At 68.8% G+C, this 15609-nt stretch carries 16 protein-coding genes and 1 pseudogene; 5 read left to right on the top strand and 12 right to left on the bottom strand.

Annotated features, from left to right (window positions below; genetic code table 11):
* Positions 1 to 135: 135 nt before the first annotated feature.
* The 4 genes from A4R44_RS03345 to A4R44_RS03335 all read right to left on the bottom strand — a co-directional run bounded on the left by A4R44_RS03345 (position 136) and on the right by A4R44_RS03335 (position 4236).
* Positions 136 to 642 (bottom strand): isochorismatase family protein, encoded by a 507-nt coding sequence (locus tag A4R44_RS03345; RefSeq protein ID WP_095213164.1) that lies wholly within the window; start codon positions 640 to 642, stop codon positions 136 to 138.
* A gap of 181 nt (positions 643 to 823) precedes the next feature.
* Positions 824 to 1126 carry a hypothetical protein gene (locus A4R44_RS47735; protein ID WP_157904811.1) on the bottom strand — a complete coding sequence of 101 codons (303 nt, stop codon included), beginning with the start codon at positions 1124 to 1126 and terminating at the stop codon, positions 824 to 826.
* Between the two features lie 843 nt (positions 1127 to 1969).
* Positions 1970 to 3049 carry a glycoside hydrolase family 3 N-terminal domain-containing protein gene (locus A4R44_RS03340; RefSeq protein ID WP_067576248.1) on the bottom strand — a complete coding sequence of 360 codons (1080 nt, stop codon included), beginning with the start codon at positions 3047 to 3049 and terminating at the stop codon, positions 1970 to 1972.
* Positions 3050 to 3327: 278 nt separating this feature from the next.
* Positions 3328 to 4236 carry an ABC transporter permease gene (locus A4R44_RS03335; protein ID WP_067576246.1) on the bottom strand — a complete coding sequence of 303 codons (909 nt, stop codon included), beginning with the start codon at positions 4234 to 4236 and terminating at the stop codon, positions 3328 to 3330.
* A gap of 58 nt (positions 4237 to 4294) precedes the next feature.
* Here A4R44_RS03335 and A4R44_RS03330 point away from each other — a divergent pair, with 58 nt between their 5' ends.
* Positions 4295 to 5623 (top strand): class I adenylate-forming enzyme family protein, encoded by a 1329-nt coding sequence (locus tag A4R44_RS03330; RefSeq protein ID WP_067576593.1) that lies wholly within the window; start codon positions 4295 to 4297, stop codon positions 5621 to 5623.
* Here the strand turns inward: A4R44_RS03330 and A4R44_RS51665 are convergent.
* From A4R44_RS51665 to A4R44_RS03320, 3 genes and pseudogenes are all read right to left on the bottom strand, one after another.
* Positions 5613 to 6692 (bottom strand): chloride channel protein, encoded by a 1080-nt coding sequence (locus A4R44_RS51665; RefSeq protein ID WP_304456042.1) that lies wholly within the window; start codon positions 6690 to 6692, stop codon positions 5613 to 5615. The genes A4R44_RS03330 and A4R44_RS51665 overlap by 11 nt on opposite strands.
* A gap of 103 nt (positions 6693 to 6795) precedes the next feature.
* Positions 6796 to 6897 (bottom strand): annotated as a pseudogene (locus A4R44_RS51660) (hypothetical protein); the annotation flags it as partial.
* A gap of 233 nt (positions 6898 to 7130) precedes the next feature.
* Positions 7131 to 7655, bottom strand: coding sequence for a MarR family winged helix-turn-helix transcriptional regulator (locus tag A4R44_RS03320; RefSeq protein WP_232791476.1), 525 nt, complete (start codon positions 7653 to 7655; stop codon positions 7131 to 7133).
* 230 nt (positions 7656 to 7885) lie between these two features.
* On the opposite strand from A4R44_RS03320, the gene A4R44_RS03315 reads away from it, so the two are divergent.
* Positions 7886 to 8938: a reverse transcriptase family protein gene (locus tag A4R44_RS03315; protein ID WP_095213163.1), complete on the top strand. Its 1053-nt coding sequence runs from the start codon at positions 7886 to 7888 to the stop codon at positions 8936 to 8938.
* An 11-nt stretch (positions 8939 to 8949) separates the two neighbouring features.
* Here A4R44_RS03315 and A4R44_RS03310 read toward each other — a convergent pair whose 3' ends face one another.
* The gene (locus A4R44_RS03310) at positions 8950 to 9405 is read right to left on the bottom strand and encodes a hypothetical protein (RefSeq protein ID WP_093573203.1); all 456 of its coding nucleotides are present in this window, start codon (positions 9403 to 9405) and stop codon (positions 8950 to 8952) included.
* Positions 9406 to 10402: 997 nt separating this feature from the next.
* Positions 10403 to 10597, bottom strand: coding sequence for a hypothetical protein (locus tag A4R44_RS03305; RefSeq protein WP_067576242.1), 195 nt, complete (start codon positions 10595 to 10597; stop codon positions 10403 to 10405).
* A gap of 311 nt (positions 10598 to 10908) precedes the next feature.
* Between A4R44_RS03305 and A4R44_RS03300 the strand changes: the two genes are divergently transcribed.
* On the top strand, positions 10909 to 11847 hold the full coding sequence (locus A4R44_RS03300; protein WP_067576591.1) for an MCE family protein: 939 nt from the start codon (positions 10909 to 10911) through the stop codon (positions 11845 to 11847).
* Here A4R44_RS03300 and A4R44_RS03295 read toward each other — a convergent pair.
* Positions 11837 to 12718: a class I SAM-dependent methyltransferase gene (locus A4R44_RS03295; RefSeq protein ID WP_232791475.1), complete on the bottom strand. Its 882-nt coding sequence runs from the start codon at positions 12716 to 12718 to the stop codon at positions 11837 to 11839. The two genes, A4R44_RS03300 and A4R44_RS03295, sit on opposite strands and share 11 nt — an antisense overlap.
* A gap of 46 nt (positions 12719 to 12764) precedes the next feature.
* On the bottom strand, positions 12765 to 13184 hold the full coding sequence (locus A4R44_RS03290; protein WP_067576238.1) for a PaaI family thioesterase: 420 nt from the start codon (positions 13182 to 13184) through the stop codon (positions 12765 to 12767).
* Positions 13185 to 13267: 83 nt separating this feature from the next.
* Between A4R44_RS03290 and A4R44_RS03285 the strand changes: the two genes are divergently transcribed.
* Positions 13268 to 13687: a MarR family winged helix-turn-helix transcriptional regulator gene (locus A4R44_RS03285; RefSeq protein WP_067576236.1), complete on the top strand. Its 420-nt coding sequence runs from the start codon at positions 13268 to 13270 to the stop codon at positions 13685 to 13687.
* Positions 13688 to 13955: 268 nt separating this feature from the next.
* On the opposite strand, the gene A4R44_RS03280 is transcribed toward A4R44_RS03285, so the two are convergent.
* Positions 13956 to 14870 carry a proteasome assembly chaperone family protein gene (locus tag A4R44_RS03280; protein ID WP_067576234.1) on the bottom strand — a complete coding sequence of 305 codons (915 nt, stop codon included), beginning with the start codon at positions 14868 to 14870 and terminating at the stop codon, positions 13956 to 13958.
* Positions 14871 to 15044: 174 nt separating this feature from the next.
* Here A4R44_RS03280 and A4R44_RS03275 point away from each other — a divergent pair, with 174 nt between their 5' ends.
* Positions 15045 to 15557: a PH domain-containing protein gene (locus tag A4R44_RS03275; RefSeq protein ID WP_093573208.1), complete on the top strand. Its 513-nt coding sequence runs from the start codon at positions 15045 to 15047 to the stop codon at positions 15555 to 15557.
* The last annotated feature ends 52 nt before the right edge of the window (positions 15558 to 15609 follow it).

Below are 15609 nucleotides of genomic sequence, written 5' to 3'. Positions count from 1 at the left end.
GTCATGGGCTGAGTATTGGCTTGCCTCGACCTCCCAGTCCAACACCTGTTTTCGCTGCGATTCAGCGATGAAATCGATCGCCCTCGCGAAGGCTTGTCGACGTGGCAGTCGCCGTCGGCTCGACGGCACCGGGGATCAGGCAAAGACCACCTCCTCGCTTCCAATCAGCTTCACGCCAGCCGCGGACAGTTCCCCGGCCACACGGGCGCTCTCCTCGGCGGCGGAGAATTCGTCGTCGTACGTGGCGTGGGCGTCGTGGACCAGCGTGCTCTTATGACCGCGCTTGAGGGCGGCCAAGGCGGGGGCTCGGACGCAGAAGTCACTCTGCATTCCGGCCACGACCAGCGGGCCGACTCCGGCAGCACGGAGCCCAGCTGGGTGCCGGCGAAGGAGTCGGGTGTCTGTTTGTCGACTACGTGCTCGCCTGGGCGGGCCTCGTGCACTAGTTCCCAGCCGGAGGTTCCGGGTACGTCGGGGTCGTCGCCGATGCTGTTGTTCCGGATGTGCACCACCTGCGCCCCCGGCCCGCGCCCGCTCCAGGACATGCGAGATCGCGGCGGCGACTCGGTCGGCATCGGGCACGGGAGCGGGCGGGAGAAGCATGCTGTTCTGGACATAGATGAGGAGCAGCACGAGAACCATGCCGGAAGCATCTCAGCGGGCACCGACAAAACCGGGGCTTCGGCGTTCGCCCACAGGGATGAACGCCGGACGAGGCCTTCGAAGTGGTCTGACGGAGCAGGTACCAGGCGGCGTTTGCCGGGACGGCTCTTCGGCAAGGCTTCCGCGTCGGGCTGTCGCGCCCGCCCTGCGTTGGCTCGGGCTACAGGTCTCGCCGTTCTCGCGCGGATTCCTGCTCGGTCGACGGTCTCGGATGCCGCATCGGGCGTTGCCGGGCGACTGGGTAGCGCGCCAGGGGGTGCGCCTCGTCCAATCGATGGCGGGCGCGGCGGGGTACGTCGTCCGACGGGGAGACCCAGCGGCGCGTCGAGTCGTCCGGAGGGGAGGCTGGAGGAGCATTCGGCGGCGGGACGGCAGAGCGACGCCGGGCGGCGCGGCGCAGGAACACTACGGCCAGCACCACGAACACCGCGGCGACGGCCACCAGGAGCCACCAAGCTTGCATTCGTCCTCCCGTCGTGGGTGGGTCGCACGCAAGGGTGCCCGTTCAGCACGAGGACAGCGCGATGTCCACACCGCCGGGTGTCACCGGAACGGGGGTTGTTTGCTGGATAATCGCGAAGAGCCGGGCGGGTCCTGCTTCATCGACGCTAACTGGGCCGCATAACGACGGGGCTTCACAGTGAAGCACACGGACGGTGCCAAAATTCTGTCGCGCGGCAACGCACGTGGAGTCTCGGGCCACGAGAAAGCTGCCACGCAACATAGGATCTCGGTGGGAATGGCTAGCACCGCAAAGGTGCGAAGCATGGACGCTGAGTGTCCCGGCCCGCGGCGCGCAGAGCCTCCGGCCAACCACGCCGAAGCCGCACTCACCCAAGCGACAACCTCACCGGTGAACGGCTCGCTTCACCCCCGCAGCACCAACTCGCGCACCTCAACCAGACCCCACACGACCCTGCCCGCGAGCAGCTCACCCCCCCCCACAGCAGCAAAAGCCGCACCTCACCCAGACCCACACGACCCTGCCCGCAAACAGCTCACGCCCCGCAGCAGCAAAAGCCGCACCTCACCCAGACCCGCACAACCCCATCCACGAACGACTCGCCTCTGCAGGCAGCAAAAGCCGCACCTCAGCCGAGCACCGACAACTCACCGGCGAAGGGCTCATTTCACCCCGTCCCGCAGCACCGACGCCCGCACCTCGCCCCGGCCCGCTCGACCCCACCGGCAAACAGCTCACGTCACCCCCGGCAGCACCAAAGCCGGACGGGCCCATCGGCGACCGCCCCGTAGCAACCGAAAGCCGCATCGCACCCAATCGCACACGGTCCCACCCGCGAACGACTCACTTCACCCCGTCCCGCAGCGCCGAAACCCGGTCCACCGCCGCGGTGAAATCTCCGCTGGGCAGGGATCCATCCGACAACCCGGCGGCCAACGCCGAAGCAGCATCGTCCCCCTGGCTCACGTCTCGGGCCGAGGCCAGGATCAGGTCCATTCCCGCCTTCGCGGCCAGCACCGCGCGGTTTCCCGTTCCGCCATAGGACTTCAGCGCACCGGCTTCCAAGGCGTCCGTCACGGTCACCCCGGCGAAGTTCGTGTCTTTTCGGAGTTCCCGCACGGCCGTTGGCGAGAGTCCGGCGGGGTGGGAGGGGTCAAGCGCGGGGTAGACAGCCCACGAGAGCATCACGAGCTTCACGCCAGCGTCGACCATCGGACGGTACGGGGCCTCGTCCTTGGCGCGCAGTTCGGGCAAGGGCACGTTCAGCGTCACCGGGCCGGCGTCCGTGTCGCTTCCGGCGGGCACGGCGCCCAGGCCGGGGAAGTGCTTGGCCGTCGCGGCGACGCCCGTTGACTGCTGGGCCGTGACGAAATCCCGGCCCAGCGCACCGGCCACCTGAGGGTCCTGACTGTATGAGCGGCCGTATTTGTCGATGAAATTGCCCGGTTGGCGGTAGACATCCAGAACCGGCGCGAGGTTGACGTTCATTCCTGCCCCGGCGAGGTTCTGGCCGGCACCGGCGCCCGCGGCTTTGGCCGCGGCAGAAGGGTCAGCGGACTGCGCTACCTGCTTCTCCGACAGAACGGGCTCGCCGGGCAACCGGCGGACCTTGCCGCCTTCCTGATCGGTCATCAGCAGCAACGGACGACGCACCGGGCTTTGCGCGTTCGCGTCCCGCAATTGTCGTACCACGTCGCTGATCTGCTGGGAGCTTGAGAGGTTCTCGCCGAAGAAGATTACGCCTGCCGCCTCGCCGGCGCGGATTCGTTGCAGCAACGAGGCGGGCGGCGTCAGACCAGGATAGGAGTAAATCACCCGCTGTCCGGCGAGCTGCCGCGGCGTGAGTCCGGCGGGAGTGGCGGCGACCGTGCTCAACGCGAGCACCGTCACGGCCAGAGCCAGCAATGCCTTCCGACGCTTCATGCGACCTCCGTTCACGAGCCGTAGGACCACGCTAACCCCCGGCGGGCGGGCGTGCTCGGCTGCCGGGGGTTAGCGCGGTGAACGAGATCGCCGAAGAATGGCGGGCACAGCGATATCTGGTGGGTTCAGGTGCGCGGCGGGTCGTCCGCATGCCGGTCGAGAGACCGAGCGGCACCGGCGTCCCGGCTGCCCTCGAAGGTGCAGGACTCGCTGCTGCCCGCGCGCGCGAAATCAGACCGGACAGGACTCGCTGCCCGGGTTGAGTCCTCAGTGGACAATCAGACCCAGTAAGCGACCCGAGCCCGGTAATTGCGCAGCACCAGCATCGCCAGCGACCAGCCGACCACGGTCACCACGCCCGCGACCAGCCAATGCGTCCAGCTTTGCTGCTGCCCGACCAGTGGTGCGCGCACGATCTCGACGAAGTGATAAACCGGGTTGAGCTGCAGCAAATTCACCGCGATGGAGCCGAATCCTTCGTGCGAGGCCTGGTTCATCGCGCGGACCTGGTCCATCGACCACATGATCGGTGTCGCGTAGAAGAGCATCGTGATGAAGCTCTGGATCACCGGCGGGATGTCGCGGAACCGCGTGGACACCACGCCGAACAGCAGCACCACCCACGCGCCGTTCAGCAGGACCAGGATCAGCGCGGGCACGGCGAGCAGCATTCCCCAGCCGAGCCCGGGGTGCAGCAGTGCGTATTCCTTGTCCACCAAGCGGTACGGGTGCGAGAGCTTGCCGAAGAAGATCGCCAGCACCAGTACGTACACGACGAGGTTGTGCGCCAGATACAACGCCTGCCGCCACACCGTGCGCAGCGCGTACACCGACACCGGAGCCGGCAGCTGCTTGATCATCCCTTCGTTCGCGATGAACGTTTCCGAACCCTCAACGATGCAGCCGTTCATGAAGTTCCACAGGATGAGCCCGGTGGTGATGCTCGGCAGCAGGGTCGAGATGGAAGTGCCGAACAACGCGGAGTTCACGACACCCAGCGCGAGCGCGGTGACTGCCATCCCGACGGTGATCCACAACGGCCCTAGCGACGAGCGCCGGTAGCGCTGTTTGATGTCCTGCCACGCGAGCAACGCCCACAGTTCCCGGGCACGCAACCCGGCCTGCAGATCGGCGAAGGCTCGACGCCAGCTTCTCGGGTCCGCGTCGATCGCGGGCGGAGCGGTCATGACCACGAACCTAGCCGCGATCGCCGTTCTCGGCCAACACACGACTACGGTGTGCCGGGTGAGCTTTTTCCTGTCCCGCGTCCTTTCCGCGCTCCGCGACGGCGGCGACACCGTGCTGTTCCACCACGACGACACCACCATGACGTACCGGGCGGCGTCAGAACTGCTGTCGAGGCTGTACGGCGGGCTCGCCGAGGTGCGCGCCGTGGTGGCGATCGACGCCGCCAACCGGCCGGAAGTGGTGCTGACCCAGCTTGCCGCGCAGCTGCGAGGGCTGGAAGTAGTGTTGATCGCGGCCTCCGCGAGCCGTCCGGCGCGAGCGGCGACGCTCGCGGCGACCGGGGCGACCCTGCTCACCGATGCCGAACTCGACACGCTCGCCATCGCGCGACCGTCCATTCCGGACAATTTGCCGAACAGTGTCACGGCGATTTTCCCCAGCGGCGGCACCACCGGAACTCCGAAACTGATCCGGCACAGCGGAATCTACGACGGCGTCGCCCATATCTTCCAGCCGGACGGCACCAAAACCGCTCTCGTCACCGCGCCGCTCACGCACATGACCGGCAACGCGGCCGTTTTGGGCGCGCTCTGCTGCGGCAACACCGTGGTACTGCACCGTGAGTTCAACGCGGAGAAGCTTCTCTCCGATGTGGAGCGGCATCGCGTCACCACATTTTCCCTTACCCCGCCCCGGCTAGCCGCCGTACTCGACCATCCACATCTGGCCGCCACGGACGTGTCCAGCGTGCAACAGCTTTCCCTCGGTGCCGCACCGCTGGCGCCACGCAGGTTGGCCGAGGCGCTCAAGGTGTTCGGCCCGGTCGTCGGACAGGGATACGGGCTCACCGAAGCGCCGATGATCGCCAGCATTTCCGCGGACGAAGTCCTTGCCCGGCCGGAACTTCTCGGTTCCGTCGGCCGCATCGTGCCCGGCATGGAAGCCCGGATCGCGGATGGCGAAGTGCTCGTCCGCGGGCTGTCGGTGATGGACGGCTACCACGGGAAACCGCCGATCGGCGACAGCTGGCTGCGCACCGGCGACCTCGGCCGCTTCGACGACGAGGGCTACCTCTACCTGGAGGACCGGATCGACGACGTCATCGTCACCGGCGAGCACGGCACGAAGGTCTCCTCGACCGCGGTGGAGCACGCGCTTCTCAGCCACCCCAAGGTGAAGGCCGCCTCGGTCGTCCCCGCACCGGGGCCGGACGGAACCCTGCTGCACGCCGTGGTGGTCGCCGAAAAGACCACCGCTGACGAACTGCGTGACCAGGTCCGCGAAGAACTCGGCGGCGAGCACTTCGTACCGTCCACTGTGGAGTTCCGCGGCGAGTTGCCGCTGACCCCAGTGGGCAAAGTGGACAAACAGCGGCTCAAGCGTTGACCGACCGGCCCAGCAAGCGTTCCCGGTGATGTTCCTCGCGCAGGTCCCGCCGCCGGGCGTGCAGCAGTTGCGCTAGCGTCACCTTGCCGAGTACCCGCGACGGGTCGTGCCGGTCGACCACCAGCGCCTGCGTCGTGTGCCCGAGCGCCAATTCGTTCGCGACGTCGCGCAGAGTGTCGTCCTCGTACACGACGACATCGGCCGACATCTGCACGTCCGGTTGGTGCGTCATCACTTCATGCACGAAGAACGTCTCAAGTGGATCGGTCGTGTACTCGCGAGTGAGGTGCAGCCGCCGCGCGATCTTCTCCGTGAGCACGGAACGCTTGAGCAGCAGCACCGAAAGCGCGTACGCCGAGAACGACGCTACGACGAGCGGCAGCAGATAACTCCACGCGTGGGTCAGCTCCAAAGTGAACACAATGCCGGTGAACGGCGACCGCAGCACGCCGCCGACCACCGCGGCCAACCCGCACGTCGCCCAGAACCCGGGCGCGATATGCGGTAGCAAGCCGCCTTCCGCGGCGCCCAGCGCGGCACCGATCATGAATACCGGTGTCAGCACGCCTCCAGAGGTCCCGGATCCCAGCGAAAGCGCCCAGATCAGCGTCTTCACGACCAGGATCCCGGCAATCAGCGACGCGGTCGCGTGCCCGGTGAGCAGCGTGTCGATCACGTCGTAGCCGACGCCGAGCGCGTGCGGTTCGATCAGGCCGCCGATGCCGATCGCGGGCCACCACATCCAGTGCACGGGCAGCCGCCCGAAAAGATCCTCGGCGAAGTAGACGAGCGCGGTCGCGCCGATCGCCAGCAACCCGCCGGTCAGGCCGGGGACGAGGGCGAGACCGCCGGCGGCCGGGCCGGGGCTGGCCCCGGTGAACGGGACTCCGAAGACCGGTCCGGTACCGAGCAGGAACCCGCGGCACACCGTCGCGACCGACACCGCGGCAGCCAGCGGCACGAGACTGCGCGGCCGCCACTCGAAGAGCAACAATTCGACCGCCAGCAGGACGGACGCGAGCGGTGCGTTGAAAGTCGCCGCCATCCCGCCCGCGGCACCGGCGACCAGCAGAGTCTTGCGTTCGTCCGCGGACAGTTTCAGCAGCTGCGCGAGGGATCGAACCGACCGCGCCGCCGGTCATGATGATCGGCCCCTCGGCGCCGAACGGGCCGCCGGTGCCGATGCTGACCGCCGCCGACACCGGTTTCAGCACCGCTCCGCGCGGGGCCACCCGGCTGCCGCCGGTGAGGATCGCTTCGATCGCCTCCGGCATGCCGTGGCCGCGGATCTTCTCCGAGCCGTAGCGCGCCATCAGGCCGATCACGAGCCCGCCGACAACCGGCGCGAGCAGCACGAGCCACCACGGATGGTGCTGCGCGCCCGGCGCGACGAGATCCGTCGCGACGCGTTGGTAGAAGACCCGGTTGGTGATCAAGCCGATGAGCTTGAGCAGCGCGAACGCCGCCACCGCCGCCGCGCCGCCCACTGGCAGCGCGATCGCGGTGATCAGCAGCATTCGCGGATTGACTGCGAAGTCGCCGAGGTGCGCGGCCCGCGCCGGAACCTTCCCAGCCGGCCCGGCCCCGCCGTGGGCACGCCCGATGCCGATTCCGCCGCCATGACCAGGTCGCGGACCGCCGTCGAGACCGCCTCGTTCCGCGCGGCAGGCACTTCCGCGAGCAGCTCGGACAGCGCGCGCTGGCGCCTGCCGACGACCCCCGCCACGACCTCGCGCCCGGCAGCGGTGACCTCGATGGTCACCACCGTGCGACGGTGCTCGTCCTCGCCGCGCACGACGTACCCGTGCGCTTCGAGCTTGTCGGCCAGCCGGGTGACCGAGGACGCGTTAACGCCCATCACCTCGGCGAGCCGCGAACACGGCACCCGTCCCAGGCTGTCGAGCACCACCAGCAATCGCACCTGCGGGAAGGTGACGCCGCGCGGGGCGGCGTGCGCGCTGTCCCAGGCCACGGCCACGAGCACGCGAGTCAGCCGTTCGAGAGCGGCCACGTCGTCCGGCACATCTTGCATAGTGCAAAAGTTGCTATAGGCAATGCTTCGGGTCAAGGGGGTGCTCGGTCACCAGGGGTTCCTTCCCGGGCTGCCGGTCGTGTCGGTGATCTTGGCTAGGGTGGGTTTCGGCGACGCGGAGGTGAGCCGGTGGAGGACCACCCACTCCGGGGCAACCCCGGGGAGCAGCACGACACGTATCCACAGCGCCCCGCGCAGCGGCGGCACGCTCCGCGTGCGAGACAGCGCGGATGAACGGAGAACGAGTCGCCTCCGCGTCGCTGCTCGAACCGATGCCGGTGTGGCGCTGGCCGGTCGCCCGGTGGACCACGTTCGACGAATGTGCCGCCGCCCTCGACCTCACGCCGGGCGAGCTGTCCTGGTTCGCCGACGAACGCGGCTGGCACCGGCGGTCCCGGCCGGTGCTGCGGCATTACAGCTACCGCTGGATCCCCACGTCCGCCGGCGGTGCGCGGCTGATCGAACGGCCGAAACCCCGGCTGGCCGAGGTACAACGCCGGGTCCGCGGGCACGTGCTCGACGCGCTGCCGGTCCACGAGGCCGCACACGGTTTCCGCCGCGGCCGTTCGATCCACACCTGCGCCCGCCCGCACGCCGGACAAGACATGGTGGTGCGGCTGGACCTGGCCGGCTTCTTCCCGACCGTCTCCGCGTCGCGCGTGCGGTCGCTGCTCGACCTGGCCGGCTACCCGCCAGCCGTCGCGTCCGCCATCGCCGGAATCCTCACCACCCGCACCCCGGTCGACGTCCTGCGCGCCGCACCCGCCCGATCGGCCATGCTGGGCCATCTCGCCGGCACGCATCTTCCGCAAGGCGCACCGTCCTCGCCCTCGGTGGCCAATGCGGTCACCCATCACCTGGACCGCAGGCTCTCCGGCCTCGCCGCCGTGCTGGGCGCGAACTACACCCGCTACGCCGACGATCTTGCCTTCTCCGGCGACGCGAGCCTGCCGCTGCACCGGCTGCTGCCGGGCGTCCGGCGGATCGTGACCGACGAGGGGTTCCGCCTGCGCGACGACAAGACGTCAGTGAAACCGGCTTACCGGCAGCAGCGCGTCGCCGGGTTGGTGGTGAACGCCGCGCCAGCCGTCGCCCGCGCCGAGTACGACGAACTTCGGGCCGTGCTGCACAACTGCGCCCGCACCGGCCCGGCGCCGCAGAACCGCGCCGAGCACCCCGATTTCCGCGCGCACCTGCTGGGCCGGATCGCGTGGATCAGCGCCACGAACGCCACCCGCGGCACGAAATTGCGCGACCTGTTCGACCGGATCGACTGGTCGTGAACGCGACCGGTTCAGACCGGCAACAGGCTGAGATTCCGCTCCATCTCGGCCCACCATCCGGCCGCCGGAACATCCCGCGGCTGAATCAACGAGGCTTTGACCAGAATGTCGGGCCGGTTTTCTCGCCAAGCGTAGGAAAAAAGCTCGTCGTAATGCACCCGCGGAAGCCATCCCTGTTCCCGGCCCGCTTCCAATCGCATGAGCTGCCGAGCAAGATCCATACTGCTTGGCGCACAACTGCGAAACGCGTTCGAAAATCTTTGCACGCCCACCGCGTCGCCCTGCCGAACCGCCTGGCAGGCAAGGAAAAGCGCCGTCACGGCAAGGACGTCCGACCGGCGCACCCCGCCCTCCGCCGCCAGATGTTCCGCCAGCTGAAAACTGCGCTTCCGCCGCCCCCGGCGCACCATTTCCGCCAGCGCTCGCTGCTGCCGAATGAGATATTCGTCTTCCCGCAGATACTGCACAGCGTTTCCTCCCCTGCGCCCGGTCCCGACCCAGGCCGCTTCCCGGTACAGGATGCTCCACCAGGGTGACAGATACGTCGGCGACACTCAGCCGTTCGGAGCAAAATATCACCCAGAGGCATCGACAGTACCCGACCGCGCAAGTCCGGGAATCCTTGTTGTGCCGCAGGAATCGGGCGGCTCAGCGCGGTGGGCGGGAGTTCGCGACGCGGGAGGGTTTCCGCATCGGCCTAGCGCTTTGGGTTGGGTTGCCGGTGCGGATGGGGCGAGTTGCTGCAGAATCCGCATTCCACGATGACTGACTGCAGCAGATACCCGGCAGCGAGCGGGACGGTGACTGCGAAACGCTTTCACACCAAGGGCTTGGTTCCGGCAAGCGGAGCAGGCCTCCGCACAGTTCGCGTCCGGGTCGCCTTGGGCAGCGCGGTTGTCGAGTTTGATTTCCGGGCGCGATTTCACCCGTTCGGCCCAGTCGGGCGCGTCGAATCGAGAGAACGAAGCGCAGGGAGAGAAAGCCCGCGCACGGAAGGATTCCCGGCCGCGCGGCGCCCAGGGGACCTGACACCGAGGACGTGCAAACCGAGAGAGGCGGCCTCGGGCACGTCGAGCGTCCGAGAGCGCGCAACCTCTCGCGCGCAGAGCGTGTGGCATCACGAGCACGGTGACGAAGCTTGCGGGACAGAACTGGATTTGCTCAGCCAAGGCCCACCCCGCCAGGGTTCCGGACAGACTCGGCTGCCCGGTCAGCTCGTCGGCAATCGAGGTCCCGCCGGGTTACGCCACCCGCCGCCGGGTTACCCCACCCCTCAGCCCCGAAAACCTCTCACCCGCACCAAACGCCGAACCGTCCAGCCCGGCACAGCTCAGTCACGACCAGCCCGGCCCTCCCCAGGACCAGGCTGGCACATCAGCCGACAACCCCGCGACCGGCCCGCACGCCGGCCGCGGCGTGTTCTTCCCCTGAAACCTCGGAGCACTCCGGCGGAACCGAAGCGCCTCAGGCGACCTCGGTCCGGCTGCCGCCCGGGGCGTGCAGCCCCAGCATGTCCAGCAGCAGGGCGCATTCCTGCGCGTCCTTGGACCGGGACGCGACGGCCAGCGCCGCCTTGCGGCGACGTTCCTCCTGCCGGGCCGCGTCCGTGTCGTCCACGAGGTCTGGTGCCGGGTGCAATCCGGTGGTCAGGTCTCGCATGGTGGCTCCTCCCCGATTGGCGTGGGCGCGGGTTCCCCGCGCTCCCTGCACACCCCTTCAACGGCCGAGCCGCACCGGATGTTCCGATGACTCCGGTCACGTCTGCCAGCCAGACCAGAATGACACAAGGCGGGAGCCGCCGGTGCGGCTCCGGAAAACGGACCGTGCGCAGGGCCGGAAGCCCATTGTCCTAAGTGGACACACCGGGAATGCGCCCATTCGGGTGGCGTGAGTGGCCTCACCCGGCCGGGCGAGCCACTATCCACGCTGTGCGTCCCGATCGGCGCCCCGTGCGCACCGCTCTCGCCGGGATGACCGTGCTCGTCCTCGGCGTCCTCACCGCGCTGCAGGCGCCGAATCTGCCGATTATCGGCGACGGCACCGCGTATGCCGCCGAGTTCAGCGAAGCCGCGGGACTCCAGACCGGCAGCGACGTCCGGGTCGCGGGAGTGAAAGTCGGCCGGGTGTCGGAGGTTTCGCTCGACGGCGCGTCCGTCCGGGTGTCGTTCCGGGTGTCGGGGGCGTGGCTCGGAGACCGGACATCCGCGTCGATCCGGATCAAAACGGTGCTCGGGCAGAAATATCTGGCGCTCGACCCGGTCGGTGCCGGACCGCTGGATCCGGACACGCCGATCCCACGCGACCGGACCACTGTTCCGTATGACGTCCTGCCCGCGTTCCGGCAGCTGGCCACGACCGTCGACGCCATCGACACCACCCAGCTGGCGCAAAGCTTCCGCGCCATTTCCGGCACCTTCGCGCACACCCCGGCCGACGTCCGCGCCACGCTGACCGGGCTGTCGCGGCTGTCCGATTCTCTCTCCGCCCGGGACACGAAACTGGCTCACCTTTTGGCTCAGGCGCGCACAGTTTCCACCACTCTCGCCGACCGCGACACCCAGCTGACCCGGCTTCTCGCCGATGGCAACCAGTTGCTGGACGAGGTGCGGAAACGCGCATCGGCCATTCAGTCGCTGCTCGCCGGAGCCCGCCGGTTGAGCAGCGAAGTGTCCGGGCTCGTCGCCGACAACGACCGCGAACTCGGCCCGGTGCTCGCCCAGCTCGACCGGCTCACCGCGCTGCTCGAACGAAACCGCGCCTCACTCGCGGACGGGATCCGCGAACTGGCCCCGCTCGTCCGCTTCGCCGCGAATCTCGCCGGCAACGGCCGATGGATCGACGGTTACCTGTGCGGCTTGATCTTTCCCGCGATCGGGCCGGTCAACGAGCACGGCTGTTTCAGTCCATGAGCCCCGGTCCGCCGGTGATCCGCACGGTGACCTGGTTGTCGTTGTAGGTGTAGGCCTCGTAAGCGAACTCGACGCCGGTCTTCTCGACGTGTTCGGTCCACGCCCGGTATTCGTGCCGTTTCCAGCCGGGGAAGTTGAAGAACTCGTCGAAGTGCACGATGCTGCCGACGCGCAGCCGCGGGCCGACGTTGTCCAGCACCGTCTTCGCGGAGCTGTAGAGATCGCCGTCGACGTGCAGGAAATCGACCGGACCGGGGTGTTTCTCCAGGAATCCGGGCAGACTGTCGGAGAACAGGCCGACGACGAGTTCGGCCCCCGGCACGTCGGGCAGGTCGTCGCGGGCGAAGGCGCCGGCTGGCATGCCGTTGAGCCACGCCTCGGGCAGGCCGTCGAACGAATCGAAGCCGTACACCTCGGTCGCCTCGCGCGCGGCCGTGATGGTGCGCAACGTGTTGCCGGACGCGACGCCGAACTCCAGCGCCATTCCGCCGGTGGGCGCGAGGGAAAGCGCGTACTCCAGCGTTTCCTTCGGGCTGCCGAAATGCTCTGCCCCGATCAGGCTTTCGCGCGCGAAGACGTTGCTCTCCAGCGCCGCGTCCTGATCGCCGGCGTACACGATGTCGCGGCGGCTGCGGATCTCGAACTCGACCACGCGGTCCAGCAGGCGGCCCCCCTGCCAGGCGATCTCGGACCGCAGATCCTCGCGCGTCCGTTCCAGCTCCGCGCGCAGTTCCGAGCGCAATTCGGCGAGCTGCTCGGTGTGCGGATCGTGCAGGCGGGCCGCGGCCCGGCGCAGCACCAGGCCGGCCTTCCGGCGCAGCGCAGGGCCCAAAGTCCTGGTCGTCAGCCGAGCTTGGCTTTCCTGGTTCATCCCGGGACGATAACCGACAACCGGACACCGTCCCGAACTGCCCGGTTTACCCGGAAGTAGCCTGCCGCCTCACCACCGCGGATCCCTGTGCGGCCGCGCATAACGCCGAGTTTCCTTCTCCGTCCACTGTGTACAGATCGCAGCGGCACGTCGCCCGCGAACGGCTCGCTTGGACGACCGTCGCTTCCGCACGCAGCAGCATGCCGTCGGCGGGCACGAGGTAGTCGATGGAGAAGCCGCTCGTGAGCAACTGCGGACCGAGCACGGTTCCGGCGGCGAAGGTGAGCGCGTTGTCCGCGGCGTAGGCGAGGACGCCGCCGTGCAGGTAGCCGTTCTGCTGCCGGAGGTCGTCGCGGACGTCCAGTTCCAGCACCGCGCGTCCGTCGCCGAATTCCTCGACCCGCGCGCCGAGCAGGACGCTGAACGGTTGTGCGGCGAGCCCGGCGCGCGCGAAGTCTAAGTCCATTTCCGATCCTCACTTCAGTAGTGAAGTACTTCAGTAGTGAAGTGAGGATGGCGGCGGGAAGAGAACACTGTCAAGATCCCCGCATGGCCGCCGACGAACGTCTTTTCTTCCTGCTGCAGAGCGCGGCGCACCGGCTGCGCGTCGAGGGCGACCGGCGCTGCCTCGCCGCGGGCGGCGTGACGACCGCGCAGCTCGGCGCACTGCTCGCGGTGCACGACCAACCGGGGCTCACCCAGCGGGAACTGGCCGCCGAACTGGGCCAGCGCGAATCGGCGATCACCGCGATGACCGGGCGGTTGATCGAGGCGGGGCTGATCGTCCGGCAGCCGCATCCAGAACAGCACCGGGCGCTGGTGCTGGACCTGACCGCGGAGGGGAACGCGACGATCGCCCGGTTGCGGCCGGTGATCGAGTCGTTCAACCGCGAGCTGCACGCGCTGCTCGGGGACGCGTTCGGGCCGACCAGCGAGGCACTGCGATACCTCGCTGGCTGGCCCGGCTAACCCCCGGCACACCTCCCCCGCGACGCGCCTGGCCGTGAGGGGAACCCTGACGGAATCAGATTCCCGCAGGGTTCCCCTCACGAACAAGCCGGGCGCGGAGCGTTAGGAGCACCCGGCTAGCTTCACCAGAGATGTCATCCACCACACCCGCCCCCGCTGCCTCGCGGCAACGTGCGGGCCCCATCATGTCCCGCGTGGCGATCATGGCGGCCCGGCTCTGGTGGGCCTGGCAGACGGTCCGATCCGCGGGCGTTGCTTACCTCTCGGCTCAGCGTTCGGAGCCGTCCCCGCCCTGCTCGGCGAGGAATCGTTCGAACTGCGAGCCCAGTTCGTCCGCGGTCGGCATGTGTTCCTGCGATTCGGCGAGCAGGCTGTGCCCGGAAGCTTCGGTGAACGTGTCGTACTGACGTTCCAGTGCGCGCACCACGTCGGCGGATTCCTCGGATTCGGCGACCTGGCGGTCGATTTCCGCCTTGGCCACCTCGGCCGCGGTGCGCAGTTCGCCGTCGGGCAGGCGCAGGCCGGTGGCCTTGCCGATCGAGTCGAGGATCGTCAGCGCGGCGGCCGGGTAGGTCGACTGCGCCAGGTAGTGCGGCACGTGCGCGGCGAAGCCCATCGCGTCGTGGCCCCATTCGCCGAAGCGGTACTCCAGCATCGCGGCGGCGCTGCCCGGGACCTGCATGCGGTTCGGCAGCGGCTGGTGCTCGCCGACCAGGTGCTCCCGGGTCGCGTGCGCGGTGACGCCGAGCGGGCGCGTGTGCGGGGCCCCCATCGGAATCCCGTGGTACCCCACGGTGAGCCGCACGCCCCAGCGTTCCACCAGCTGCCGCACGGCGGCCGCGAACAGCTCCCATTCGCGGTCCGGCTCGGGGCCGGACAGCAGCAGGAACGGAATGCCGTCGTCGTCGTGCAGCAGGCGCACGACCAGCTCGGGGGCCTCGTATTCCTCCCAGTGGTCGACCGCGTAGATCATCGACGGGCGGCGCGACCGGTAGTCGATGAGCCGGTCGACGTCGAACCGCGCGACGACCCGGTTCTCGACCTCTCCGGTGAGGTGGTCGGTGACCAGCCGCCCGGCCGAGCCCGCGTCCATGAAGCCCTCGAAGAAGTGCAGAAGCACCGCTCCGTCCAGGTCGGGGACGTCCGAGTCCACCTCGTACAGTTCCACGGGATCGAGTCCCACCGGATCCTCCTGCTGCTCGCTTGCACGGACGTACGCGATACAACGCGGCCCGGCTGCGAATCCATCCCGCGCGCGGCGGAAATAGTAACGCCCCGCACTCATCAGCCACCCCGGATCGGGGCATCGTGACACTTGTCGTGGGCATCGACCCCAGCGGTCAGGCACTCTGAGCACGTGAACTTCGAGGAATCCACCACGCTTGAACTGCGGCTGCGTCCGCCCGAACACCGGGTGAGCCGCCGGGCGATCGGCCACTGGGCGACGTCGGCGGGAGCGGCCTGGCTGCTCGTGCTCGCGGTGCAGGCGGTGGTGGTCGCGACCGCGGACGACCCGCCGTCGTGGCTCACCGTGACGCTGCTGCTCTCCTGCGTGCTCGCCCCGCTTCATCTGCTCGTCATGCCGCAGTGGCGCTACCGCGTGCACCGCTGGGAAGTCACCGGCGAGGCCGTCTACACCCAGTCCGGCTGGCTGAAGCAGGAGTGGCGGATCGCGCCGGTCTCGCGGGTCCAGACGGTGGACGTCGAACGCGGCCCGCTGGAGCAGCTGTTCGGGCTGGCCCGGCTCACCGTCACGACCGCCTCCGCCGCCGGGCCGCTGCGCATCTCCGGCCTCGACCGCGACGTCGCGGTCGCGCTCGCCGACGAGCTGACCCGCACCACCCAGGCCGTTCGCGGGGACGCGACGTGAACGCGACCGCGCCTTCCCCGCCGGCCGCCGCGGAGGGCACCGGCGACGCGCC

This window comes from Amycolatopsis sp. M39 (genome assembly GCF_001651785.1).
Taxonomy (GTDB): Bacteria; Actinomycetota; Actinomycetes; order Mycobacteriales; family Pseudonocardiaceae; genus Amycolatopsis; species Amycolatopsis rubida.
The sequence above is the reverse complement of the archived record's forward strand: the minus strand, read 5'-3'. Positions and strand labels throughout refer to the sequence as shown.

What these genes read in the sequence shown, in the direction of transcription:
- A4R44_RS03345 (WP_095213164.1), bottom strand. Translation starts at nt 642, where the DNA reads ATGGTTCTCGTGCTGCTCCTCATCTATGTCCAGAACAGCATGCTTCTC.
- A4R44_RS47735 (WP_157904811.1), bottom strand. Translation starts at nt 1,126, where the DNA reads ATGCAAGCTTGGTGGCTCCTGGTGGCCGTCGCCGCGGTGTTCGTGGTG.
- A4R44_RS03340 (WP_067576248.1), bottom strand. Translation starts at nt 3,049, where the DNA reads ATGAAGCGTCGGAAGGCATTGCTGGCTCTGGCCGTGACGGTGCTCGCG.
- A4R44_RS03335 (WP_067576246.1), bottom strand. Translation starts at nt 4,236, where the DNA reads ATGACCGCTCCGCCCGCGATCGACGCGGACCCGAGAAGCTGGCGTCGA.
- A4R44_RS03320 (WP_232791476.1), bottom strand. Translation starts at nt 7,655, where the DNA reads ATGCAAGATGTGCCGGACGACGTGGCCGCTCTCGAACGGCTGACTCGC.
- A4R44_RS03315 (WP_095213163.1), top strand. Translation starts at nt 7,886, where the DNA reads ATGAACGGAGAACGAGTCGCCTCCGCGTCGCTGCTCGAACCGATGCCG.
- A4R44_RS03305 (WP_067576242.1), bottom strand. Translation starts at nt 10,597, where the DNA reads ATGCGAGACCTGACCACCGGATTGCACCCGGCACCAGACCTCGTGGAC.
- A4R44_RS03300 (WP_067576591.1), top strand. Translation starts at nt 10,909, where the DNA reads ATGACCGTGCTCGTCCTCGGCGTCCTCACCGCGCTGCAGGCGCCGAAT.
- A4R44_RS03295 (WP_232791475.1), bottom strand. Translation starts at nt 12,718, where the DNA reads ATGAACCAGGAAAGCCAAGCTCGGCTGACGACCAGGACTTTGGGCCCT.
- A4R44_RS03290 (WP_067576238.1), bottom strand. Translation starts at nt 13,184, where the DNA reads ATGGACTTAGACTTCGCGCGCGCCGGGCTCGCCGCACAACCGTTCAGC.
- A4R44_RS03285 (WP_067576236.1), top strand. Translation starts at nt 13,268, where the DNA reads ATGGCCGCCGACGAACGTCTTTTCTTCCTGCTGCAGAGCGCGGCGCAC.